This window comes from Lysinibacillus irui (assembly GCF_028877475.1).
GTDB lineage: Bacteria > Bacillota > Bacilli > Bacillales_A > Planococcaceae > Lysinibacillus > Lysinibacillus irui.
Genome location: NZ_CP113527.1, coordinates 3,535,024 through 3,558,620, shown reverse-complemented (window position 1 = coordinate 3,558,620; position 23,597 = coordinate 3,535,024). Strand labels below are relative to the sequence as shown.

Annotated in this window: 24 protein-coding genes; 18 read left to right on the top strand and 6 right to left on the bottom strand. The window is 36.0% G+C overall.

The window, feature by feature from the left end; genetic code table 11:
• Positions 1 to 268: 268 nt before the first annotated feature.
• Positions 269 to 766 (top strand): GNAT family N-acetyltransferase, encoded by a 498-nt coding sequence (locus OU989_RS17945; protein ID WP_274794321.1) that lies wholly within the window; start codon positions 269 to 271, stop codon positions 764 to 766.
• A 59-nt stretch (positions 767 to 825) separates the two neighbouring features.
• On the opposite strand, the gene OU989_RS17940 is transcribed toward OU989_RS17945, so the two are convergent.
• Together OU989_RS17940 and OU989_RS17935 are read right to left on the bottom strand one after the other, a co-directional pair.
• Complete coding sequence (locus OU989_RS17940; protein WP_274794320.1) at positions 826 to 1,071, bottom strand: hypothetical protein; 246 nt, start codon at positions 1,069 to 1,071, stop codon at positions 826 to 828.
• Positions 1,072 to 1,182: 111 nt separating this feature from the next.
• A complete protein-coding gene (locus OU989_RS17935) occupies positions 1,183 to 1,341 on the bottom strand; it encodes a YvrJ family protein (RefSeq protein ID WP_274794319.1) in 159 nt (52 codons plus the stop codon).
• A 172-nt stretch (positions 1,342 to 1,513) separates the two neighbouring features.
• Between OU989_RS17935 and OU989_RS17930 the strand changes: the two genes are divergently transcribed.
• Together OU989_RS17930 and OU989_RS17925 are read left to right on the top strand one after the other, a co-directional pair.
• The gene (locus OU989_RS17930; RefSeq protein ID WP_274794318.1) at positions 1,514 to 2,065 is read left to right on the top strand and encodes a sigma-70 family RNA polymerase sigma factor; all 552 of its coding nucleotides are present in this window, start codon (positions 1,514 to 1,516) and stop codon (positions 2,063 to 2,065) included.
• Between the two features lie 2 nt (positions 2,066 to 2,067).
• On the top strand, positions 2,068 to 2,259 hold the full coding sequence (locus OU989_RS17925; RefSeq protein WP_274794317.1) for a hypothetical protein: 192 nt from the start codon (positions 2,068 to 2,070) through the stop codon (positions 2,257 to 2,259).
• 55 nt (positions 2,260 to 2,314) lie between these two features.
• Here OU989_RS17925 and OU989_RS17920 read toward each other — a convergent pair whose 3' ends face one another.
• Both OU989_RS17920 and OU989_RS17915 read right to left on the bottom strand, forming a co-directional pair.
• Positions 2,315 to 3,214 carry a 3-hydroxyacyl-CoA dehydrogenase gene (locus OU989_RS17920; RefSeq protein ID WP_274794316.1) on the bottom strand — a complete coding sequence of 300 codons (900 nt, stop codon included), beginning with the start codon at positions 3,212 to 3,214 and terminating at the stop codon, positions 2,315 to 2,317.
• 294 nt (positions 3,215 to 3,508) lie between these two features.
• Positions 3,509 to 4,141 (bottom strand): LexA family protein, encoded by a 633-nt coding sequence (locus OU989_RS17915; RefSeq protein WP_274794315.1) that lies wholly within the window; start codon positions 4,139 to 4,141, stop codon positions 3,509 to 3,511.
• A 316-nt stretch (positions 4,142 to 4,457) separates the two neighbouring features.
• On the opposite strand from OU989_RS17915, the gene OU989_RS17910 reads away from it, so the two are divergent.
• The 12 genes from OU989_RS17910 to OU989_RS17855 all read left to right on the top strand — a co-directional run bounded on the left by OU989_RS17910 (position 4,458) and on the right by OU989_RS17855 (position 17,014).
• A complete protein-coding gene (locus OU989_RS17910) occupies positions 4,458 to 4,856 on the top strand; it encodes a hypothetical protein (RefSeq protein WP_274794314.1) in 399 nt (132 codons plus the stop codon).
• 372 nt (positions 4,857 to 5,228) lie between these two features.
• Complete coding sequence (locus OU989_RS17905) at positions 5,229 to 5,540, top strand: hypothetical protein (protein WP_274794313.1); 312 nt, start codon at positions 5,229 to 5,231, stop codon at positions 5,538 to 5,540.
• 245 nt (positions 5,541 to 5,785) lie between these two features.
• Complete coding sequence (locus OU989_RS17900) at positions 5,786 to 6,127, top strand: hypothetical protein (RefSeq protein ID WP_274794312.1); 342 nt, start codon at positions 5,786 to 5,788, stop codon at positions 6,125 to 6,127.
• 26 nt (positions 6,128 to 6,153) lie between these two features.
• Positions 6,154 to 6,729: a major tail protein gene (locus OU989_RS17895; RefSeq protein ID WP_274794311.1), complete on the top strand. Its 576-nt coding sequence runs from the start codon at positions 6,154 to 6,156 to the stop codon at positions 6,727 to 6,729.
• Positions 6,730 to 6,799: 70 nt separating this feature from the next.
• Positions 6,800 to 7,114 (top strand): phage tail assembly chaperone G, encoded by a 315-nt coding sequence (gpG, locus tag OU989_RS17890; protein ID WP_274794310.1) that lies wholly within the window; start codon positions 6,800 to 6,802, stop codon positions 7,112 to 7,114.
• A 190-nt stretch (positions 7,115 to 7,304) separates the two neighbouring features.
• Complete coding sequence (locus OU989_RS17885; RefSeq protein WP_274794309.1) at positions 7,305 to 10,649, top strand: phage tail tape measure protein; 3,345 nt, start codon at positions 7,305 to 7,307, stop codon at positions 10,647 to 10,649.
• Positions 10,649 to 11,509, top strand: coding sequence for a phage tail family protein (locus OU989_RS17880; RefSeq protein ID WP_274794308.1), 861 nt, complete (start codon positions 10,649 to 10,651; stop codon positions 11,507 to 11,509). Before OU989_RS17885 ends, OU989_RS17880 begins: the two co-directional genes overlap by 1 nt.
• A gap of 12 nt (positions 11,510 to 11,521) precedes the next feature.
• Positions 11,522 to 12,889 carry a pyocin knob domain-containing protein gene (locus tag OU989_RS17875; RefSeq protein ID WP_274794307.1) on the top strand — a complete coding sequence of 456 codons (1,368 nt, stop codon included), beginning with the start codon at positions 11,522 to 11,524 and terminating at the stop codon, positions 12,887 to 12,889.
• A gap of 79 nt (positions 12,890 to 12,968) precedes the next feature.
• A complete protein-coding gene (locus OU989_RS17870; protein WP_274794306.1) occupies positions 12,969 to 14,117 on the top strand; it encodes a siphovirus ReqiPepy6 Gp37-like family protein in 1,149 nt (382 codons plus the stop codon).
• Positions 14,118 to 14,207: 90 nt separating this feature from the next.
• A complete protein-coding gene (locus OU989_RS17865) occupies positions 14,208 to 14,612 on the top strand; it encodes a phage holin family protein (protein ID WP_274794305.1) in 405 nt (134 codons plus the stop codon).
• The gene (locus OU989_RS17860; protein ID WP_274794304.1) at positions 14,609 to 15,277 is read left to right on the top strand and encodes a M15 family metallopeptidase; all 669 of its coding nucleotides are present in this window, start codon (positions 14,609 to 14,611) and stop codon (positions 15,275 to 15,277) included. Before OU989_RS17865 ends, OU989_RS17860 begins: the two co-directional genes overlap by 4 nt.
• Positions 15,278 to 15,952: 675 nt before the next feature.
• Complete coding sequence (locus OU989_RS17855) at positions 15,953 to 17,014, top strand: S-layer homology domain-containing protein (protein ID WP_274794303.1); 1,062 nt, start codon at positions 15,953 to 15,955, stop codon at positions 17,012 to 17,014.
• 40 nt (positions 17,015 to 17,054) lie between these two features.
• Here the strand turns inward: OU989_RS17855 and OU989_RS17850 are convergent, their stop codons facing one another.
• Positions 17,055 to 17,741 carry a ZIP family metal transporter gene (locus OU989_RS17850; protein WP_274797374.1) on the bottom strand — a complete coding sequence of 229 codons (687 nt, stop codon included), beginning with the start codon at positions 17,739 to 17,741 and terminating at the stop codon, positions 17,055 to 17,057.
• 203 nt (positions 17,742 to 17,944) lie between these two features.
• Here OU989_RS17850 and OU989_RS17845 point away from each other — a divergent pair, with 203 nt between their 5' ends.
• From OU989_RS17845 to OU989_RS17835, 3 genes are all read left to right on the top strand, one after another.
• Positions 17,945 to 19,084, top strand: coding sequence for a zinc-dependent alcohol dehydrogenase (locus OU989_RS17845; RefSeq protein WP_274794302.1), 1,140 nt, complete (start codon positions 17,945 to 17,947; stop codon positions 19,082 to 19,084).
• A gap of 133 nt (positions 19,085 to 19,217) precedes the next feature.
• Positions 19,218 to 20,906 carry an FAD-binding protein gene (locus OU989_RS17840; RefSeq protein WP_274794301.1) on the top strand — a complete coding sequence of 563 codons (1,689 nt, stop codon included), beginning with the start codon at positions 19,218 to 19,220 and terminating at the stop codon, positions 20,904 to 20,906.
• Between the two features lie 96 nt (positions 20,907 to 21,002).
• Positions 21,003 to 22,658, top strand: a complete 1,656-nt coding sequence (locus tag OU989_RS17835; protein ID WP_274794300.1) for a GNAT family N-acetyltransferase — start codon at positions 21,003 to 21,005, stop codon at positions 22,656 to 22,658.
• Between the two features lie 41 nt (positions 22,659 to 22,699).
• On the opposite strand, the gene OU989_RS17830 is transcribed toward OU989_RS17835, so the two are convergent.
• The gene (locus tag OU989_RS17830; RefSeq protein ID WP_274794299.1) at positions 22,700 to 23,347 is read right to left on the bottom strand and encodes a 3-ketosteroid-delta-1-dehydrogenase; all 648 of its coding nucleotides are present in this window, start codon (positions 23,345 to 23,347) and stop codon (positions 22,700 to 22,702) included.
• Positions 23,348 to 23,597: the final 250 nt, after the last annotated feature.

The following is a 23,597-nucleotide window of genomic DNA, read 5'->3' as shown; positions in this document are numbered from 1 at the left end:
GTATGTAGCTCTTCTGAATCAAATGGAGGTGATAAAAGTGTTCACCAATGGAGCTTTTCCCTCATGTGTTCTCGCCATAGTTCTTCCTGTGATAATAAATGAGTAGCTTGTAGGTAAGGTTCGTTGCTCCTGTAATGTTTAAAAATATTTGGCTATATTGTTAGATTCCATTCACCTCATTCCCACTTTATGGAATTTGTTAACAATGTACATTAAATGCTCATCATTATGGTCGATAAAAATGAAAAGTATTTTGGGAGGGAAAAGAATGAATATTAGGCTTTTAACAGCAGCAGATGCCGAAGTTTATCGAGAATTGAGATTGGAAGGACTACAAACGAATCCTGAGGCATTTGGCTCTAGCTTTGAGGAAGAAAAGGATATATCGCTTGAGTCGTTTGCAAGTAGAATCGAAGGGGAGGGAACATTTACAATTGGGGCATTTAACCAGGGGGATTTGCTTGGAGTAGCGACATTAGTGCAAGCAAATAAAGTGAAGCTCAAGCACAAAGCGAGCATTTTTGCTGTCTATGTTTCTCCCAAAAAACGGGGATTGGGCATAGGAAAGCAACTAATGGTAGAAGTGATCAATCAAGCAAAGACATTAGTAGATGTCGAGCAGATTAATTTAACAGTTGTTTCTTCCAATGAATCAGCAAAAGGTTTATACACATCGTTAGGCTTTCGCGTTTTTGGAACAGAGCGAAATGCCTTAAAAATAGGACAGCAATATTTTGATGAGGATTATATGGTACTTTATTTCTAAAAAAGAAAAAGCCTTTGAGGTATGCACATTCAAAGGCTTCAATTTGGTTATGGAGAGTATCAAAGGAACAATGAACATAATGCAAAATATAAAAGAATGGCTGTCGTAAAAAGAATAAGTAAAGAGCTAACAATGCCCACTTTCTTTATAAGTAACCATATACTTAGCAAGATAACAATGACCGATAATGGGAGTGCTAGCCAAAATCCAAGAATCCCCAAGTATTCAATCATAATGGGGAATGAATCGTGAAAGTAATTATAGGGAATATCTAGCATGAGAAAAATGGTCACTATAAGATCCATAAAATTCCCCCCCATCTAACTATTTGTTCTTACATATATGGTATGCAAATGCACGCTTAAGTCACACGGCAGTACTTTACTCTTTAAAAAGGGTGCTACCGTAAATTCTTATTATGAATCCTCGTTTTTATCTAATAACTTCATGATGGCTGCTTCTAAATCCTCAATTTTTTTTTCAAAGCGTATAAAGAGATAGATGGTGATGGCAATAGGGAAACCAGAATTTCCAATTAGGCTTACCCATATTTGAATCGTTTCGAGTGTTATCATGTCATTTTCCTCCTTCTTTAATGTTGTGCCTTACAACAAAAAGTGAAATGTCTCTTTATAAAATCAATATGAATAAATATTTTTGAGAACATTTGTTCTGTTTTTGGTTTATAATAGATATATGATATTCACTTTATTTATCAAAGAAGGCGGATCTATAGGAGTGATGAAAATGTGTAATGAGCATCAAAAAATAGAAGAGTTTTTTCGCAGGAATATAGAGCAGGTTAAAAATCCAATTATCAGTAGTTTTTTGGCTGATGCTAAAAATTTATATTTGGTTCAAAATGCTATCTTATATCCAACCGATTGTAATATGAAAATGGTTGATGAAACTTTCCAATCACACTATATAAGGGTTCGAAAAATAAAATATGTCAGCAGTTTAATTTATTATTTTAGCTTGGATTTTGATAAAAAAAGGAGAAGATTGCAAAACCGTTACTTATTAATTGTAGACAACGGCATATCAGGGTCTGACAGTGCAGGGGAAGATGAAAGGATTGAAGAAGGGCTATTAGATACGATTGAAAATGAAGAGCTTTTTAAAGCATTAAGAAAGTTAACAGACAAGCAGCTTCAAATTTTAGAAATGATTTATGTAAAAGACAGTCCTATAAAAGTTATTGCTGAAAGCTTACAAACAACACCCCAGAATATATCCAATCTTCATCGAAAGGCATTAAATAAACTTCATCATATGCTTAGAAAAGAGGTGAACTAGGAATGGAAAACAACTACAATGAGGAAGCGTTAATGATCATCGAGAACTTTACACCAAAAATTAAGCAATGTCTTCACCAAACAAGCTATCAGGAAAGAGAGGACTTGGAACAGGAGATCAAATTAAAAATTATTGAAAAGCTGGCAAAGCAAGAATTTAATGATACACCTAGTTTTTGGGATTTTTTTATATAAACTAAGGAAAAGAGCAATGATCCTTTTAAAGAGGACAATTGCTCTTTCGATATCATTAGCCTTTTAGAAAATCTGGTTTTGCAAAGCTTGGATTTGGATATGTGTAGAAGCCTTCACCTGTTGCACGGCCAAGTTTGCCTTTTTCGATATACTCTGTTTTTAAGAGGTTGGCTAATTTTTTCATGTTCTCATCACCAGTTGCAGTCGCTTTCGCTTCCACAATGTTATAAGCAGTGTTAATGCCAACGATGTCTAGGATAGCAAATGGTCCAAGTGGAGCGCCTGTACCAATCATCCATGTTTTATCAATTGTTTCTGGATCAGCCACTTCTTTTACAAGTAAAGATTCAGCTGCATCTAAAAATGGCACGAGCAATGAGTTTAAAATATAGCCAGGTTGTTCTTTATATAATGGCAGTGGTACCATGCCGATTGCACGTGCAAATTCAACAATCTCATCAAATACCTTCATATCTGTACCTGGGTGTTTCATAATTTCAGCTGTATTGTTTTTCCAAATAGTATTAGCAAAGTGAAGCGCTAAAAATTTCTCAGGACGGCCAGTTGCTTCAGCAAATTGGCTCGGTAATAAAGTAGATGAGTTCGTAGCAAAGATTGTTTTTGCTGGCGCTACTTTACTAAGATTTGTGTAAAATTCTGTTTTGATGCTAACAACTTCAGGAATGGCTTCAATTACAAGATCAGCATTGGCAACGGCTTGAGCCAAGTCACTATTGAAGGTAAGACGTGCATAGGCAGCATCCACTTCTTCTTGAGTTGCACCTAAGTCTTGTTGATACAATGGTTTTAATTTTGTGATTCGGTCCTGTGCATTTTTTAGAGCCTCATCGTTAATGTCGTAAACTGTTACATTGAACCCTTTGAACGCAGACTGATAAGCAATTTGACTTCCTAATACACCACTACCTGCAACCGTAATGTTTTGATAATTCATCGAAATTCCTCCTTCGAAATTGTTACATTAATATAATAGTTGGGATATGTAGATATTCCTTTGTTACAATTCCATACTACTTCTACCCTGGAATAAAAATCAAATGATAGCCCCTGATATTATATAAGTATAAAAAGAATGGATGGCTAGTTAAAAACTCTATTTGAGTAGTATGTGCGAATTTACATTAAAAATTAGTCATAAAAAAATTGTCACCCAATTGAGTGACATGCTTAATCTATAAAATTATTTACTTTTATCTTTTCATTAATTATTATTTCTATGACTGTGAAATTATAATGTAACCTTAAAACTAATAGCTTTTCCAATAATTTTTGCAGGATTATTCTCATCCACTATATAAGGTTCATGTTTGGGGTTATCTGGCATAAGTAAAATCGTATCACCCTGTTTTTTTACGCGTTTAAGAGTCGCTTCAGTATCACCATTTACAAGTACAGCCGCTATTTCACCGTATTCAACTTCACTCTGCTCCCTTATAAGCACTTTAGAGCCGTTTGGTATGGTTGGTTCCATTGAATCACCTTTAGCCACAAGAGCGAAAATATTACCTGTTGGCAGTAATTCTGAAAACTCGTACAAATACCCTTCTACATTTTGTTGTGCGATTATCGGCTCTCCACAAGCGATCACACCTAAAATTGGAATTTTAACAAAGTTAGGCTGTACCTCTATTAAGTTTGTTGGTTGTTCTTCTGTTAAATCAGAGCGTCTTATATTAAAATAGTCTGCCATTAATTGAATTTTATCGTGTCTAGGGTACGTACTAGCTTTCATCCAATTAGATACAGTTGTTTCAGGTATATTTAGTTCCCTCGCCATGTCTGTTTGATTTAAACCTTTCTTCTCTAATTGAAGTTTTAAGTTTTTTGAAAAAACCCTCTTTAATTTATCCGAGTTATCCATATTTCATCACCACCTTATAATAATAATACTGATAAAAAGTAGTGATGTAAACCTAATAATACCGTTTAAGAGTATTTTTATCTTGACTATACCGTTTAAAGGTACTATATTGGAGATAACTTGTTATATGGTTAATAAATTACTTGGATAATAGGGGGAGTTAGAAGTGCAATTTAATAAGTATCGTTGTAAAAAAGAAATGAGAAGAAGTAAGTTGTTCACATGAAATACCGTTTAAAGGTGTTTTATAAAATGTAAACAGTTCAAAAGTGAAATTAGAAAAAAATTCAGAAATCCAAAAGGGTGGGTGTTATATATGTACGAATGGTTACTAGATTACCAGCAAATTGAGGATGAAATTGCTTTTTTAGAATATAACCTTGAGCGATCACAAAAAGAATTAAAACGATGGGTTACTGGGGATTTGGCTGGGGTAAAACTTACTGCTGAATCAGATGGAGCGAAACTAGAAGAACGTATTGAACGAATTGAACGAGAGTTGCAAGTTAAACTGATGGAACAGAAAAATTTCTTGGACCTTATTAGCAAGTTTAGTGGACTGAATCATAAAATATTAAAGTTGAAATATGTGGATGGCATGACATTAGAAGAAATAGCGGAAGTATTAAATTACAGTGCAAGTTATATTTACAAAAAGCATGCAGAAATTGCGAAGATGATAAAATTTGCTCATGAAATTAAACTAACAAATTAATTGGATTAGTAGGATCTTATGAATATTAAATAATGGGGTGACCACTTTTGTTAAAGGTGGTCTTTTCTATTGCCTAAATTATAGCTTTCACTTAATTGACACCAACTAGATTGTATAGAAAGGATTGCTAACTCGTAATATGATGGTAATGTAAAAGTTCGGTTATTTGAAGTACATTTTAGCTGAAAATTATTTTTAGTTTCTTTCCTTTTACTGACACTCAGATGATTGAATAGAAAGTATAGAAATTCCATTATATGATGTTAATGTAGAAGATTGTGATATGAAATGTTAACTTTACATGAATTATGTTAGCTAAAGACCACTCAAATAGAGTGGTCTTTTAAAATACTCATTTAAGGAGACGATTGGATGGAAGTACTATATGCAAAATGTAATAAGTCATGTGGTTATAAATTCTATGTTCAATATTTTAAGAAAGAAAGACTGAACCATACAATTGAAAAAAACTATTTTTCTTGCCCTAACTGTGGCCGAGAATACGTATGTTATTACACTGATGATAATATACGAAAACTTCAAGGCGAATTAAGGAAACTATATCTTGAAATGAAAAATGTTAATAGTTTCCAGTTTGATAAGTTAAAGAAAATTGAGTCTACATTGAAACATAGTATTTGTAATAGTATGGCTGAAATTAAAAATATGGTTGAAAGTAGCTAGCAGTATTAAAAATATTATTGAAAGGTGGTGAAAAAACGTGATTAAAAGAGATCAAAAGATAACGTCTACTGAGTTATTGTCAGTAGGCGTTTTTAGTTTGCAAAAAATCAACAATTGTAGAATGACTGTAGTTGAATTGATTCTTTATTTTAGAAGTTCAATTTTTCATTCACTTAAGGGGAATATATTAAAAATCTAGCATTGACTGTGCTTTATAACTTTTCAATGAGTTAGGAGAAATAAATATGAAGGATCTAATGAATCATATTCCTATTATTTTAGAGCCATTAGGTTTGCCTATCATTTTTAATGGATTTCCTAAAGATTCCGAAAAACCAAATCAGTTTATTACTTTTTTAGAAATAAGTGCAAAGCCAATCTTTGTAGCTGGTGGAAACGAAATTGAAACTGAGAGGATTATTCAAATTAATGTATGGTCCAATATAAACTATCATCAGCTAGCAGAGAGTATTAAACATTTGATGGGAAATGCAGAATTTGAACGGATTCTAGAATATGATGAGCCTTATATTGCCGGTGAATCCCATTATAACAGGGTACTTCAATTCGTCTTCTGTGATGAATAATAATAAAAAATATGGAGGTCATGTAAATGACAATTTTAAATGAAAAACCACAAAAACTTAGCTTAAAACGTATTCATTATGCACTAATGACAAATGAACAAACAGAGACATGGGGTGAAGTTAAAACTTTAACCATGCCTATTTCCATGACACTTACACCTAACTTCTCAGAAGCGCATTTAGATGCAGGTGACCGCGTAGTAGATCAGGAAGCACAATTGGATTCGATTACAATTGCAGGGGAAACGGCTGATTTACCTACTGAAGTGCTAGTAGATTGGTACGGGCATAAGAAGTCAGCAGAAGGAGGTATCATTACAAATTCAAATGATACACCGAATCCAATTGCTATTGGATTTGAATCGGGAACTAAGCTTGTTTGGCTATTAAAGGCAAAATTGAAATTAGGTGAAGAAACAAATTCGACTCGTAAGAAAGGTGAAACAGGTTACAAGGTATATCCATTCGGTGGTGAGGCATTGCCATTAATTGATGGAGTAATTAAACATACGGTAGACACACGAGATGCAGGAGTAACGGTGACAGCCGAAACATTCTTTGCCTCTGTCGCAAAACCAAGTGAAACTGTTGTAACGCCTTAAAAAAAGAAACCCTTTATAGGGTTTCTTCTTTATTCAGAATAGAAAGTTACTAGAAAGGATGAATAACGAAATGCAAATTACGTTAAAAATTGATGGACAAGAAAAACAATTTTCAAATGACTTTGTGAAAGCCCGAGTTTTTCGCAATGCTTTAAAAATGAATGAGAAAATGAGACAAGAAGGAAATGAAATTTCTGTTGAAACGTTTGATGAAATGATTGCCTTTGTTGTCAATGTGTTTGAGAACCAATTCACAATGGATGATGTTTGGGATGGGTTAGAGGCAGGAAAATTGCAAGATGAAATTATGCGCGTTTTTAATAGTGTTCTTAACATTGGAGGACTAGAAACAAAAAGCATTATAAATGATGAGGAGGGAAAGTAAGTGAAATAACTCCTTATCAACATATTAAATTATTTTATAGAAAATTGATAAAAGAGGGTTATAAACTACATGAGGTAGACGAAATGGATATTCATTTTTGGTTCGAACTAATAGTTGATATTGATGAAGTAGAGGAAGTCACAGCTGATGAAATTTCCTGGTTGTGATGGAATAAAGGTGGTGATTGAATATGGCAGAAATTAGTGCTGTTGAGCTTAATTTAAATACAACGAATTTTAATGGCTCTATAGAACAATCAACTCGTAATTTGACAGCAATGGGAGCTGAATTAAGGGCATTACAAGCACTAGGTAATGAATATGAAAGTTCGGTGGAAGGTTTAACGAATAAACACAATATTCTAACACGTTCTGTTGAAGCTGCAAACCTTAATTTTACGGAGCAACGTAGAAAGTATGATGAATTAATAGCCTCAGGTTCAGCAAATACTGAAGAAATAGAAAAACAAGCAATTGCTGTGAATGAAGCTCTTGTTGAATACAATAGTTTAAATACACAGCTAAAAGAAGTTGATCAGCAATTAAGTGAACAATCATCAAAATGGAACAAATTTCAAGAGCTTGGTGGAAAGTTAAAGACTGTCGGAGAAAGTATGTCCACGATTACAGCTCCTGTTAAAGCTTTTGGTGTATATGCCCTAAATGCTGCTGTAGATTTTGAAAGTGCTTTTGCTGGTGTGCGTCAAACTGTAAACACAAGTGAGGAAAATTTTAAGAAGCTTGAAAGTGGAATTCGTAGTATGGCTAAGGAGCTTCCAGTAAGTGCTACTGAAATTGCAGGAGTTGTTGAATCTGCAGGACAGCTAGGAATTGCAGAAGAACATCTACTTTCATTTTCTCGTGCTGTTATTGATATGGGCAATTCAACGGGGATGACACGTGAACAGGCAGCAAAAGAGTTTGCTGAATTTGCAAATATTGTAGGAATGGGGCAAGGAGACTTTGATCGATTAGGTTCTTCTATTGTTGATCTGAGTACTACAATGGGTGTGGCTGCCTCCGACATTATGAAGATGGGAATGGGATTTGCTGAGCAAGGTTCTAAAATTGGTTTAACTGAAGCTCAAATAATGGGACTCGCTGCTACTATGTCGAGCCTAGGGATTAATGCAGAAACTGGGGGAGCAGCTATGACTTCAGTTTTGCAAAAGATTCAAAAGGCAGTTGGTGATGGCGGTGAAAGTTTATCTGGTTTTGCTAAAGTAGCTAACATGACTAGTGCCGATTTTAAAAAGGCATTCGAAACAGATGCGGCCTCTGCGTTAGATGCATTGGTAAAAGGGTTAGCTGAATCGTCTGAAGGTGGAGCTAACTTAAAAGATGTGCTTGCAGATTTAGGGGTTAATGGTGATGAAACTGATGTACTTTTAAGTATGGCTGGTGCTTCGGATTTACTTACATCAGCTGTTAATTCTTCTACAGATGCCTGGAAGGAAAACACGGCTTTATCTGATAAAGCAGCTGAGCGTTATCAAACGACAGAATCTCAAATAGCTATAATGAAAAATCAACTGGTAGATGTAGGTATAAGCATCGGAAATGTGTTAATTCCCATTATTCAAAAAGTTCTTGATGTTTTTGTACCCTGGATAGAGAAGTTCAGCAGTTTATCTTCTGAAACACAAAATACTATTGTCATTATTGGAGGTTTAGCAGCTGCTATTGGCCCTCTACTAGTAGTTGGAGGAACATTAATTTCAAGTATTGGATCAATTGTAACCGCGATTGGTGGATTTTCAGTGGCAATTGGAGCTGCAGGTGGGGCGACCACGGCATTAGGGGCTACTTTAGCCTTAATAACGGGACCAATAGGTCTTACTGTCGGTGCACTTGCAACTATTGGAATCGCAGCATATGCAGTAACTAAGGACCTTAATGAATCATCTATTCAGGTGGAAGATTGGAAAGGGAAAGTATCTGAAGCTACTGCAGAGTCAGTAGGAAGCTTTTTAGAGTTATCAGATCAAGCAACAGTGGCACTTAATCAACTAGCATGGTCTGGAGAAACAGTAACACAAGAGATGGCGACAAATATGATAGCCATTTATAGCGATATGGGTGATCAAGTGTTAGCTGAAATGCAAGCTGATCATGCTCAAGAACTTGAGACAATGCAGAACCATTTTGCTTCAAGTAATGCTTTAACTGAAGAGCAGGAAGCAAGTATTTTAGAACGTGTTGCACAGAGTCACGCAAAGCAACAAATGGTTATTACAGATGGAAAGGCACGAATTACAGAAATTTATCAAAATGCTGCTGAAAACAATAGAAGTATAACAGAAGCAGAGCAACAGGAAATTAATTTGATTCAAGAAATGATGAAGGAGAATGCAATAAAGCATCTTTCTGATAGTGAGGTAGAGCAAAAGATTATTTTAGAAAGTTTAAAAAATGAAGCCTCAAAGATTTCAGCAGAGCAAGCTGCTGAAGTTGTCCAAAACTCCTTGAAACAAAAAGAAGATGTTATACGAGATGCTGAAGATCAATACAACGAAACATACAAGTGGGCAATAAGACAACGAGATGAAACTGGTGCCATGTCTGCAGAAGAGGCACAAGCTGTGATTGATGAAGCTGCTCGTAAACGAGATGAAACCATTAAAAACGCTGAATCTATGCATCAAAAAGTTGTTAGTGAAGCAAAACTCCAAGCTGAAGAACATGTAAATAAAGTAAATTGGGAAACTGGAGAAGTACTTTCCAAGTGGGAAGTTTTTAAAAATAATGCTTCAAAAAAGTGGGATGATATTAAAGCAAGTGCCTCGAATAAATGGGAAGAAATGAAAGCAGACACCATACGTATTTGGGAAGAAATAAAGGCTTGGCCTGGTAGGAAAATAGAAGAGATGAAATCCACAGTCGAAGACAAAATGACAGAGGTCAAAAATAAAATCGAAACAAAGTGGAATGAGGCACAGTCATTTTTGAAAAATATTGAGCTAGCAAGTATAGGTAAAAACATTGTCTTAGGTTTGATTTCAGGAATAGGTGATATGTTTGGGAATGTCCGTAGGAAAATTGAAGAATTAGCAGGACTTATTCCAAACTGGGCAATGGAAATCCTAGGTATTAAATCTCCGTCTCGAGTATTTATGGCTATTGGAAGAAACACAATCGAGGGCTGGGAAATTGGAATGGCCGAGAGAAAAAATAATCTAAAAGGAGTAATGAATGACTTAACAGATAGTGTTGAAGATACAGTTCGGAAAAACTTGGGTATTCATAGTCCTTCACGTGTTATGCGTAGTTTTGGCATTAATATTGGCCAAGGATTAATTTTAGGGATTGATGATATAGCAGGTAGGGTTGCAACTGCAACACAGCAGTTAGCTTCAACTATGGATGGTTATAAAGGTATAAGTTCTTCCCAAGCTACATCAATTGATAGATCTCGCACCTATACTAATGGAGATACAAATATTTATATATATGATAGTCACCCTTCACCGTCAGAAATAGCCCGAAAAAATAAACAAGTACAACGTCAATTAGCAATGGAATGGGGGATGATCTGATGATTGAAGAGGTAATATTTACAAACGCACGTGGACAATCCATTAAATTCTCCAATCAAAAGCCCTTCTTATTACAATCTGTTGAGGGGAAAGCGGATATTAGTGCTGATATTCAAACACAATCTGCGCCATTTCAAGACGGTAGCACTTATATAGACAGCTACCTACAACAGCGTTCGATAGCTTTAAATGTTGCAGTATTGGCAGAAAACACCTTATCAATGTTAGAACAGCGGCAGCTGCTTGTTACTATATGCAATCCTAAATTTGGGCTTGGAAAGCTCACTTACATTAAAGGAAATACAAAACGAGAAATTCAAGCAGTTGTTGAAAATGTACCAGTTTTTGGTGTGGGAAGAGAGAACAATGGCATAAGATTTCAACGAACTATTATTAATTTTCTTTGTCCTTCACCTTTTTGGCAGGCATTTTCTACTGAAAGTTATAAGTTAGTAGACTTTGTTAGTAATTTTAGATTTCCTTTTTATTTCCCTGTACGTTTTGCAACACGAGGTGACTCGAAAGTGCTAATTAATAATGGTGATGTACCAACACCAATCGTAGTAGAGTTCAGAGGACCTGTTGTAAATCCCCAAATTACCAATATAACAACTGGGGAATTTATTCGTGTAAATCGAGAAATACCTATAGGCTACAAACTTATTCTTGATACATCATTTGGCAATAAAAAAGTCGAGATAGAGAATCCTAATGGTGTTAAAGAAAATGCATTCCACTACATTGATTTACAGTCAACCTTCTTTCACTTAGAGGTAGGTGAAAATAGGGTTGCATTTATTACTGATAGTGGAAATCCTGAGGTATACGTAAAGTATAAAAAAAGATATTTAAGTGTATAAGGATGTGATGAAATGGCAGAAAAATATAAATTTTTTGATCCAGTACAAAGAGAAGATGGAACATATGATAGAGAATATAGTGCTCAAGAGTTTACTGATTATTTTAAAACGTTAATAAATACTGGCATTCTAAAAGCAGCCGGCAATCAATTAAACGTTACAGCAAATGGATCTAATATGATGACAACCATTGACACAGGGGTTGCATTTATATTAGGGCGCTATTATGAAAATGATAGTTTAAAAGAATTGCTACATGATACGGAGTCACTTGGAAATAGTCGTATCGACAGAATAGTTATTAGAATGGATTTAAGTACAGAGGCAAGATATGTCAAAGCATTTATTAAAAAGGGTGTAGCGTCTGCAAATCCTGTTGCACCACCATTAACCCAAACAGCAAATTTTTACGAGATTAGTTTAGCTCAAGTTCTTGTAGTAGGGGGACAGACATTTATTTCAGCTGAAGCTGTTGTAGATGAACGTGGAACAAATGATATTTGTCCGTGGGCTGATAGTAACATTTTGCCAAGTTTTGATGATAATGCTTTGAAGCAACATATTGCGGACAACAGTAAGCACCTTCAAGATGGAGAACGTGGAAAATGGGATAAGAAAGCAGATTTTATAGCAGCTGATAAATCAGTTGGTGTGGATTATCCTGATCCAAATACATCTCTAGATTCGATTTTAATTACCAACCATGCTAATGCTCAAAGTGAAGGTAGTAATAATTTTTGGTATATTGACCAAATATTTTATAATACTGTTGGGCCAAATAGTAGTCGATCTCAATTTGCTAGGTCATATCTTGGTGATAAAGCAGATATGAAAATCAGACATTTTTATAATGGTCAGTGGTCACCATGGGGGCCAAGTCTACAAGGTTTAAAGCAATCTGTCAGTAATGGGAAAGCATTAGTCGCAAGCGCTATTACTGACATGGGAGTGGCAACATCTCCAACAGCAGAGTTTGCGACGATTGCTAAAAATGTTAGAGCTATTCAAACATTCAAATATAGAGAACAATACTTCTTATTCGAAGTAGGAACAGCAGCAAGACATCAACTTGAGTTCCTTTTTGATGCTGGATTTACCATTAAACACGCAAATATAATTTGTCATGATTTTTCTTATGATAATAATTCAAAAAGGACAGGAACAAGCATATCTTTGACCGCTGGAGAATCTAGTTTTCGTCAGGCAGGTGGTGCAACCAGTAATGGTATTATTATGGCAAATGTATCAAAGTATTTTCACACTGATGGCACATACCAAACTGTTATTGATGGAAATTATGTGCGTGTAAGATTGACTTACCATTCTTCTACAACAATCTCTGCTCAAACTTTGGTGATTACAGTACAAGCTTGGGGATGAGAGAAGTGAATATTTATAAAAAGTGAAATTGAAAAAGTTGGAGGGATAAAATATTGGTTAAATACAGAAGGTGTTTAGGATGAACAAGCCTATCCGAATATTATCCTTAAACATGGATATATTAGCTGAAATTGACAACTATGAGTCCATGTTTTTTAATCGTTCATGGTATGATGTAGGAACAATAGAATTACGAATAAATCGCCATATAAAATACGCTAACACTTTATTAAAAGATAACCTTATTCTGATCGGTACAGATTTGAATAAGGTTTTTATCATTAAACATCGAGAAATTGAATTAGATGAAAGTGGGAAGGTTACGGAAAACTGGCTCATTAAGGGGTACTCTCTTAAATCGATTATTGCTCAGCGTATTACCATTCCCCCTGCAAATAATGCATATGATATAAAGACCGGTACAGCTGAAACTGTAATGAAATACTATGTATATCAGAATCTTGTGAATCCGATTAATAGTAAAAGAAAAATACCACATTTGTTAATAGAAACTGATCAGCAGCGTGGTATACAACTAAGTTATTCGACTAGATTTAAAAACTTAGCAGAAGACATGAACATTCTTTCTTTATCGAGTAAGTTAGGTTGGGATGTAACACTGGATTTAAAAAATAAAAAGTGGATATTTGATGTTATGGAAGGTAGGAATTTAACAGTAGGGCAATCAGTTAATCCACCCGTCATTTTTTCACCTCAATTTGAAAGTTTAAAATCATTGCATTACACAGAAAGCGAATTAAATTACAAAAATCTAGCAATAGTTGCTGGACAAGGTGAAGGTGTGGATCGGCGAATCATCGAGGTAGGTGACTATACATCAACAAAACGCCATGAAGTTTTTATTGATGCAAGAGATATTGCTGAAGTTGATGAAAATCAACAATTAATATCACAGGAGAAAATAACTGAAGCTTTAGTTGATCGTGGAAAACAACAATTAAAAGAATTCATGCAGGAAGAGTATTTAGAGGGACAAGTTTTAACAAATAGTCCATTTGAATATCAAAAGGATTATGACTTAGGGGATGTTATTACCATCCAAAATTCTGATTGGAATATTTCGATGGATGCACAAATAACAGATATAAAAGAGATTTATGAAACTACAGGATTTAGCATTGAAGCAACGTTTGGAAACAACCGACCCACACTTATACAAAAAATTAAGCAAGAGTTTAATCAAATCAGCGGAGAAGTAAGAAAATAACTGATATGAACAACAATATTCGTAACTTATCTAAAGGCCTTCCATACTTCTATATATGGAAGGCCTTTTCTACAAAAAGGAAGTGGTGAAGTGGAAAAATGGATAGGGACATTGGGTGGATTTATTGGAGCTCTTATTTCATACTCAGTAAATGGTTTGGGTATTGCCGTAACTGTTTTAATAGGATTTATGGCTATAGATTATATTACTGGGATATTGTCGGGAATTGTTAATCATAATTTAAATAGTCGTATTGGTGTTAATGGTATTATTAGAAAAATCTATTATTTGATGTTGGTAGGTTCTATTTACCTGCTTGCTTTTGTGATTCCAGGGATCGAGTATGCAGGTGATGGAGCAGCTATTGCATTTTGCGTCCTTGAATTTATTTCAATTACCGAAAATGGAACGAAGATGGGGTTGCCAACACCAAATTTCATCAAAAATATTTTAGCGATTGTAAAAGATCAATCTGATGAGGGTGACAGCAAATGAGTACGAATATAACAACGACTTGTAGAGATTTAGATCAGTTGCTATCAGTGGCTCAAATAGCATGTCGTTTATTATTTCAAGAATGCTATAAAGAAGGAATAAATAATATTTTTATTACTGAAACATATCGTTCTCAGGAAAGACAAAATTACCTATATGCACAAGGTCGAACTAGACCAGGGCAAATTGTAACTTGGACATTGAGTAGCAATCATACATCACGCCTTGCATGGGATATTGCAATTGGTCCCCCGCAATCTTTGTATGATGAAGTTACTTTAAAACGAGTAGGAGCTATTGCTCGTAAGCTAGGAATAACATGGGGTGGTGATTGGACAGGTAATAAAGATCGACCTCATTTCGAGGTACCGAAATCTTGGAAGATGCCAGCTAATTATAAATTAGAGGGACAAGTCATTGTACCTATCAGCAGTAAAAAGAAAGTCCAGTTAATTATCGTAGAAAACGAGGAGGAGACGAAAGTGGCTCAAGCATGGAACCCAGCTTCGAAAGCAATACGTACAGAAACGGAGAGTTATATAGCACAAGCAATCAAAGAAGGGGTTATTCAAGAATCACATTTAGAAGATTTAAGGAACGGTGTAATGACAACTGATCACTTACTTGGTCTATTTATTACCATTCAACAGCGACGTGCCAATTAGTTAAAATACCGCCAAATGGCGGTGTTTTAAAAGTTAATTACCATACTAAAAACCACACATTGAAACTCCTGTTGTTTATATCATGATTAGGTGTATGACGATGATGTACTATAAGCCCCTTAAAGGTTACTACAGGGCTCCAAATAAGACACAACATATATGCAGTATTAACAATTAAATATATATGATTGAACAATGGTTTTCTCAAAGAGTCGATTAATGACATGAATACATAAACGATTAACAGATGCCAAAAATGGTGGAGTCTTTTAATCCAATACTTGAACAAGATATTCTATTTCAATGGGCAAAGCTTTCCGCCATCTATTGCAATTCAAGGGCTAGATATATAATTCTAAGCTGATAACCATTCCAAGCAGCTACTTACTAAATTTAGGGCATTCCTCTACTTTATACCTACTCATAAATTTAGGTTACATTTGTATCATGTAAAGCGACATGTTTTATTATAATTTGAGTGAATTTCTCTTATAGCAATAAAAAATTATCGTATTTCTTTATTGGACTCCTTCCGAATTGAAAAATTGAAGTAGTAAAATGCTAATATGTGAAAAATAGGTCTTTTATATAATTCTTGCATAATTTACATTTTATTATAGATTTACAAACTGTTGTTTTAGTACACTGATTTTATGAATCTAAGGGGGAAGAACAGTGAAAAAAATAATGTTAGCTGGCGCACTAAGTATTGCATGTTTTACAGGAGGATTTGGCGGGCAGGCATATGCACAGGAAGCTGTGGATGTGGCAAGTATCATCCATCCAAAGCAAGCTGTTGCAGCCACTAATCAATTACAAGCCATGTCTTATCAAGATGTTTATAAAATGTTGCTGTTATCTAAAATAGGCTTTGAAAATAATGAGGTAACGATTGTTACAACAAAAAATAGTATTACGGTAAAGGTTTCGTTAGAGGCGATTCTTCAATCCTACAAAGATGGTACAAATCTTTATCCTGAGGGAGAAAAAGAATTTAAGGAAAACTATGAGGAATTTAAGAAAATATTCGGGAATGCCATCCAAATAAAAATCACACAAACTGGAAATGGCTTCAAGAGTGAAATCTATACTGCTGGTAAATGGGAAGCGGTTAGTGCTGAAGATTTAAATGGGATGATCATGGTTTTTGGTCGTGCAGATGTTGAGTTAAAACCAGGTGGTTATTTCAAGGATGCTATTGGGCATTGGGCTGAGAGCTATATCCAGTTGCTCTATCAAACAGACATCATTAATGGCACAACGGCAACTTCGTTTAATCCAAATGGTCAAGTGACTCGTGGAGAACTGGCAGCTATTATTTTCCGTGCCTCTGGCTTAAATGTGAATGAAGATTATGAGGGTCCTGCTTCTTATACGGATCTGAATGGTTTCTGGGGTGCAAAGGAAGTAGCTATTCTTGAAGAATATGGTTTAATAGATATTTTCGACGGCGACAAATTCCAGCCGAAAAAGCCTGTTACACGCGAAGAAATGGCCTATATCACTGCTAGGTACTTAACAGCAATGGAAGTTGACCTATCTCAAGTAAGTAAAAACAACACATTTACAGATAAAAACCAAATGCGTAAAGAAACAGTAGAAGCTATTGGTCTATTGCAGCATTTAGGAATATTAAATGGCACGAATGGCAAATTTAATCCAAAAGGCAATCTAACTCGTGCAGAGGTTTCAAAAATTTTAACAATGACTTTATTGCTATTGAGTGAAGAAGCTTAATAGGAAAGGGGGTGTCTCATATCCATAGAGACACCCCTTTTTATTCAACGAGAATATGGAAAATATAGCTGAGAAAATAGCCTAAGAAAAGATACATAAAAAATGATCGGAAGGAGACTTTTTGGATTTGATGCAAAATGAATTCAGAAATACTGGCCGTCGCAATCAATCCAATGGAAATCCCCATTAAAATGCCCTGTGCCTTTTCGGTTAAGGCCCAATATTGTCCAAGCCAAATGAAAAGACTAAAGAAAATAGAGAAGATAAAGAAATAAATAAAAAGTCTCCAAAGCCTTTCACCCTGTGAAATGAGTGCAGTCGATAGAGCAAAACCTTCTGGCACATGATGAAGAATGATGGACGCAGTGAGCGAAATACTTAATGCAGCGTTTCCTAGTAAATTGCCGACGGTGAGACTAATGGGAATAGTATGGATAATCATAGCTAGCGTTAATAGAGAGACTGAGGGATTTTGTGCATGGGAAGCATGAAATAGGGTATCTAATAACTGAAAGATGAAGTAACCAATAAAAATACCAAGAATGACTCCGAAAGACTGATAGATTTGAAAGGAAGAAGGGATGATATCTAGCACCAGTAAGCCGACTAAAAAACCCCCGCATAATAAAGATAGCCCTTGCGTTGTATGCTGAAATAGCTTAGAGAAAATCCAGGCAATCGCGCCTCCTATGCTCACACTAAAAAATAGAAATCCACCAAGAATCATTGCACTCACCTGTAAATTCCTCCGCCCTATCTTAAACTAAAAGCTGTTTTACCAAATATATGCTAACTAGAAACGATTATGCTTTCTGTCCACTTGGCTGTATACAATCTATAAAGGAAGTTTGTTGTGCATACTGTCGGGTAGAGAAGGAGAGAATAGTGTCAGAATCGATGCTTGATAATTTGTAAAAGGGAGATGTTGACATGAAGGCAGTAACATATCAAGGGATTAAAGACATTCAAGTTAAAAATGTAGAGGACCCAGCTATTAAAAAGAAGGATGATATCATTGTCCGTATTACCTCGACAGCCATTTGTGGTTCAGATTTGCATATTTACCAGGGAGCTATTCCTACGTATAAAGATTATGTGATTGGACATGAGCCAATGGGCATTGTAGAAGAAGTGGGTTCAGATGTGACCAAGGTGAAAAAGGGGGACCGTGTAATCCTACCTTTTAATGTATCGTGCGGAGATTGCTTTTATTGTAACAATGCTATGGAAAGTCAATGTGATCATTCCAATGACAATCTTGGAGTAGATTCAGGAGGGTACGTAGGCTTTACCCAGCGTTATGGTAATTATCCTGGTGGACAAGCTGAATTTTTACATGTTCCCTATGGCAATTTTATGCCCTTTGTCATTCCTGACTCTTGTGAGCTAGAGGATGAAGCACTTTTATTTTTATCGGACATTGTACCAACTGCCTATTGGAGTGTGGAAAATGCGGGAGTTAAAAAGGGCGATACAGTGGTGGTGTTAGGTTGTGGACCAGTGGGCTTATTGACACAGAAATTTGCATGGATGAAGGGTGCAAAGCGAGTAATTGCTGTTGATTATATTAGCTATCGCTTAGCCCACGCGAAAAAAATGAACAATGTTGAAATTATTAATTTAGACGATTACGATGAAGTGGCTTTTTATATTCGTGAAATAACGAAAGGTGGAGCAGATGTTGTCATTGATTGCGTTGGTATGGATGGGAAAAAAACACCTTTAGAAGCTATCGGACAAAAAATGAAAGTACAAGGAGGAACATTAAGCCCACTGCGAATTGCAATGGATGCAGTACGCAAATTTGGCACAATCCAAATTACAGGTGTTTATGGCGCTAAGTACAATCAATTTCCATTAGGACATCTGTTTGAACGTAATATATCTCTAAAAATGGGCCAGGCACCTGTTATTCATCTCATGCCAAAATTATTTGATTTAATCACTGCAGGAAAGTTTGATCCGACTGACATAATTACACATAAGCTACCATTAGAGGAAGCAAGTAAAGCCTATAAACTATTTAGTAACCGTGAAGATAACTGTATTAAAGTGATTTTAAAACCTTAAAGGGAGCGTCGACGCTCCTTTTTTTGTGTGTAATGTTGGGATGGAAAAATTGACTGAATATTAGTTTAATTCTATACTTTCTAATAGGAAGACCAGATTCATCGATTTAGCTCATTAAGGGAGGAATGGTTGAATGAAATGGGATGCAAGTTATGATGTAGTTGTAGTAGGCTCTGGAGCTGCGGGATTGACAGCAGGTTTAACAGCAAAGTTACAAGGTTTGAAATCATTAGTAATTGAAAAAACGGATCGCTATGGTGGTGCTTCTGCTATTTCAGGCGGTGCCTTATGGATTCCGAATAATCATGTTATTAAAGGTGCAGGTGTTCCAGATACACATGAACTTGCACGCCAATATTTAGATTCAACAGTTGGTGATCGAGTGCCTGAAGCTTTAAAGGAGGCCTATATTACAAGAGGCCCAGAAATGTTGCGGTTTTTATACAATAAAACTAAGCATATGCGTTTCCAATATGCAAAAGGTTACTCGGACTACTATCCAGAAAAACCAGGGGGCTTGTCTCAGGGACGTTCCATTGAACCACTAATTTTCGATTTAACGAAAATGGGCTCTTTAGCACATACTATGCGTCGAGCAACTCTATCAACTAAGGGCTTTACAATGAATAGCTATGAGTTTCATAAAGTTAATATGATAACACGGACGTTAAAAGGTAAAACAACTGCACTGAAATTAGGCATGCGCCTAGTAAAATCAAAGGTGACAAAAAGTGAGCCAGTTGCGTTAGGTGAAGCTTTAGTAGCACGTTTACGACTATCGCTAGCGGAGGCAAATGGTGAGCTTTGGCTATCAACGGCCTTTAAAGATTTTATGATGGATAAGGGTCGAGTGATGGGGATCATTGTGGAACGAGATGGACAAGAGCTACGAATTGAGGCAAAGAAAGGTGTTGTTCTTTCATCAGGCGGCTTTTCACACAACCAAGCACTTCGAGAACAATATTTACCAAGCCCAACGAACGCTGCATGGACTTCTTCACCAGAGGGACAAACAGGTGACGTTATAGAACCAGGTGTAAAAATTGGCGCTACATTAGATTTAATGGATAAAGTGTGGGGAGCGCCTTCTGTTATTGATCCACAAGGACAACCCTTCTTCCTAGTAGCGGACAGGGGCGTACCAAATATGATTGTTGTAGATAGCGCAGGACAGCGTTTAGTGAATGAAGCGGCTCCTTATCATGAATTTGTAGATACCATGTACGAGCATCAAAAGACCACGCAACAGGCTGTTCCTTCATGGATAGTCATTGATGCCTCTGCTAAAAGCCGTTATATTTTTACAGGTCTGTTCCCAGGACAAGCCTTCCCAAAAAGCTGGTTTGATCATGGCATCGTGAAAAGTGCAGAGTCCATTGAAGAACTTGCTAGACAAATGGATGTGCTGCCTGAAAGTCTAATAGAGACAGTAAATCGTTTTAATGACTTTGCCCGAAATGGTCATGATGATGATTTTTATCGTGGTGATAGTGCCTATGATAATTACTATGGGGACCCAACATTGCCAAATCCAAATTTAGCAGAGATCAAAAAAGCTCCTTTCTATGCATTACGTATATATCCAGGCGATATTGGCACAAAGGGAGGCTTGGTAGTGGATGAACATGCTCGGGTTATTAAGGCAGATGGCGAACCAATCGAAGGATTATATGCTTCAGGTAATTGTTCAGCGTCGATCATGGGAGAAACGTATCCTGGACCGGGTGCTACGATTGGGCCTGGTATGACATTAAGCTTTGTGGCGACTACACATATGGCTAACGCCGTAAAAAAAGAAGAAGTACCGCTTGTAAAAATATAAAGTTGACTAAGCCCTTCCTATGACTGTGATAAGGAAGGGCTTTCACGTGGATGAAATGTTCTAATATTTTCTTGCTAAGAATATAGTGGCTACAACATGTATGGCGATGATAATGGAAAAAAGGAGCGATATAGTAAATTGCTTACGTATAAACTCATCACGACTATTGAAGCATTAGAGCCCTATCGAAGTACTTGGTCAACAATACTCGAAAAAGAGCACAATGATAATCCTTTTATTGAGTACGAGTGGGTCTCAACTTGGTGGACAACACTAGGTACTCATGACAATGTTGAGATTTATGTAGTTGAATATCAAGGAGTAGCAGTTGCCTTTTTTCCATTAGTGCATACAGTACGGTTTGGTAAAGTGCATCATTTTGGCTTTTTGGGACAAGGGTTTGCGACTTATATGGAAGTAGTCGCTGAAAAGAATTGGCTTGAACGTTCCATTAACTTTATGCTGAAGGAGCTTTCAAAAAAATACAAGCGTTATTTAATGGTGTTACATGGATTGTTAGAAAGTAAAAATACCTCTCAAGAATTAGAAAAATTTGCGATAGAATATCAGATGCCACATTCTATTTTTCGGACTGTCACGCCTTATATAGATTTTCAATCAATTACACTTGATAATTTTTTGCAGAAGCATCGAAAAAAATTCAAAAGTTTGAAGCGTCGGGAAAATAAATTAAAGTTACTTGGTCATGTAGCATTTCAAGAAGAAAATCACCATCATTTACAAGACATGTTTACGTTATTTACGAGAAGGTGGCAAAAGAAAATTGATAAAAGTGGTTTTACTGAAAAACAGACTCGATTGTTCTACGAGCGATTGGCCAAGGTCTCCAATAAGGCATTTCGAGTAGAGGTGGATAGCCTGCAATTTGAAGGCCGGTGGATTGCGTTTACGATTGACCTTTGCTGTAGAGAGCGTAATTTTTGTCTGGCAATGGGACATGAGCCTGACTTCAATCTATTTGGCCCAGGCCGCATTATTGAAAAAGAAAATATGTTAAAAGCACATGGTGTAGGCTATCGTTATTATGATCTAGGAAGTGGCTATGAGCCATACAAGTTTGAATGGTATACCCATATTGATTTTACAAGAAAATTTGTTATGAGTACGAAAGGAACAAAAGAGCGTGTACTTCGATCCTGGATGGTCTTACGAGATCGCTTAAAAGGTTTGTTAACGAATAATCATCAGCTCGTGAAATGGAAGCGGGACCGTTTAGGAGAACTACGATATTTTGTGAAGCACGCGAAAATAAAAGATTGGTTAAGAGCTTCAGTTAGGATAATACAACGATTTTTAGCAGTACATATTTTAGATGTTTATATAGCAGAACAAAAATATGCTTTCGGGCAAGTGAACTTTCAAGAAGTATCAATGAAGGATATTACGGAGATGCATGAGCGAGCAAACTATGTTTCAAGTTTCTATAGGGGCTATCGACTTTTGGGAAATGGTGATCAAATTATATATAAGAGGCATGATAAAATAGCATCTGAAGAAGCTGCTAACTATTCCTATGAGCTAGCAGACAATATGTCGTATATAAGAGAGTATGACAGTCAGCAACTCGTTGATATCATTGCTGATGTCCAGAGAGAAGGAAGAGCCGTTTGTACGATTGCCCCGTGGTTTGATAGAAAAAGAAGGCGAAAGTTGGTGCAAGCAGGTTTCCGTAAAGTGGAGAAAATCAGTATCTTACAGTTGTTCAAATGGCGAAAAATATATCAATTCTAAACGACAACACCCTCAGCAAAAAAGCTGAGGGTGTTTCATGATTAAAAGTGGATACCAGGTTTATCGATTAGCTTACAGCCTGTACCATATTTTGCTTTTAAAGCACCTTTAAAATGAGTTTGCTCTAGTTCTGGGAATGTTTGTTTCCAAAGTTCAAAAACATTATGACTAGTTGCTTTGCCATCCTTCGTCAAGCGTGCAATATGGAAGCCGTACTCATCATTACAACGAGCTAACGCACGGTTTTCACGGACCGTAATAATTCGACCACTTGCCGTCATTTCATATAATCCTTCATAGCCAGCGATAGCACGGCTTTCCTCATTTCCTTCAACAACAATATCTTCTTTTTCTTCAGCAACAGTTTCTTCTTTTTCCTTAACAGGTGTTACTTTTTCTTCTGTTGTTGCCTCATGTTCAGTAGTTTGAGCTTCTACAGCACTATTTTCTGATGGTAACTGTTCAACAATGAAAAAGTCTTTATTTGAGGCTTTATCACTCATTGTCGCCATTACGTTCATAATAGAACCAACATAACGTAAAGGTTTTTCTTTCCCTTCTTCAAAGACAAAAATATTATAATCGGTTTTATTAATCTTTTTCATAATAATATTTCCTGTTGTAATCGTAAAACCGATGAACTTGTTCTTTTTTAATGCTTGTATTGCTTCTTGCTTTGTTAAAATCATTTTGAAAATCTCCTAAAGAATTATTTATTCTATTCTACCATAAAAATTATCACATTGTTTTTCGTAAAATAATGGTTGATTTTGTACGATAAAGGAAATCACCCCTAATAGTGGAGCTATGGCAATGGTTCTTTCGAAACACAGTGAGGTTGAATGTTTTGCTAGGGATTCAAACTGCACTTGAAGTTACTGGTGGCTGTTCGAAGTAATCAACGCAATTTTTGATTTCAAGCATCACGTTGAAAATGTG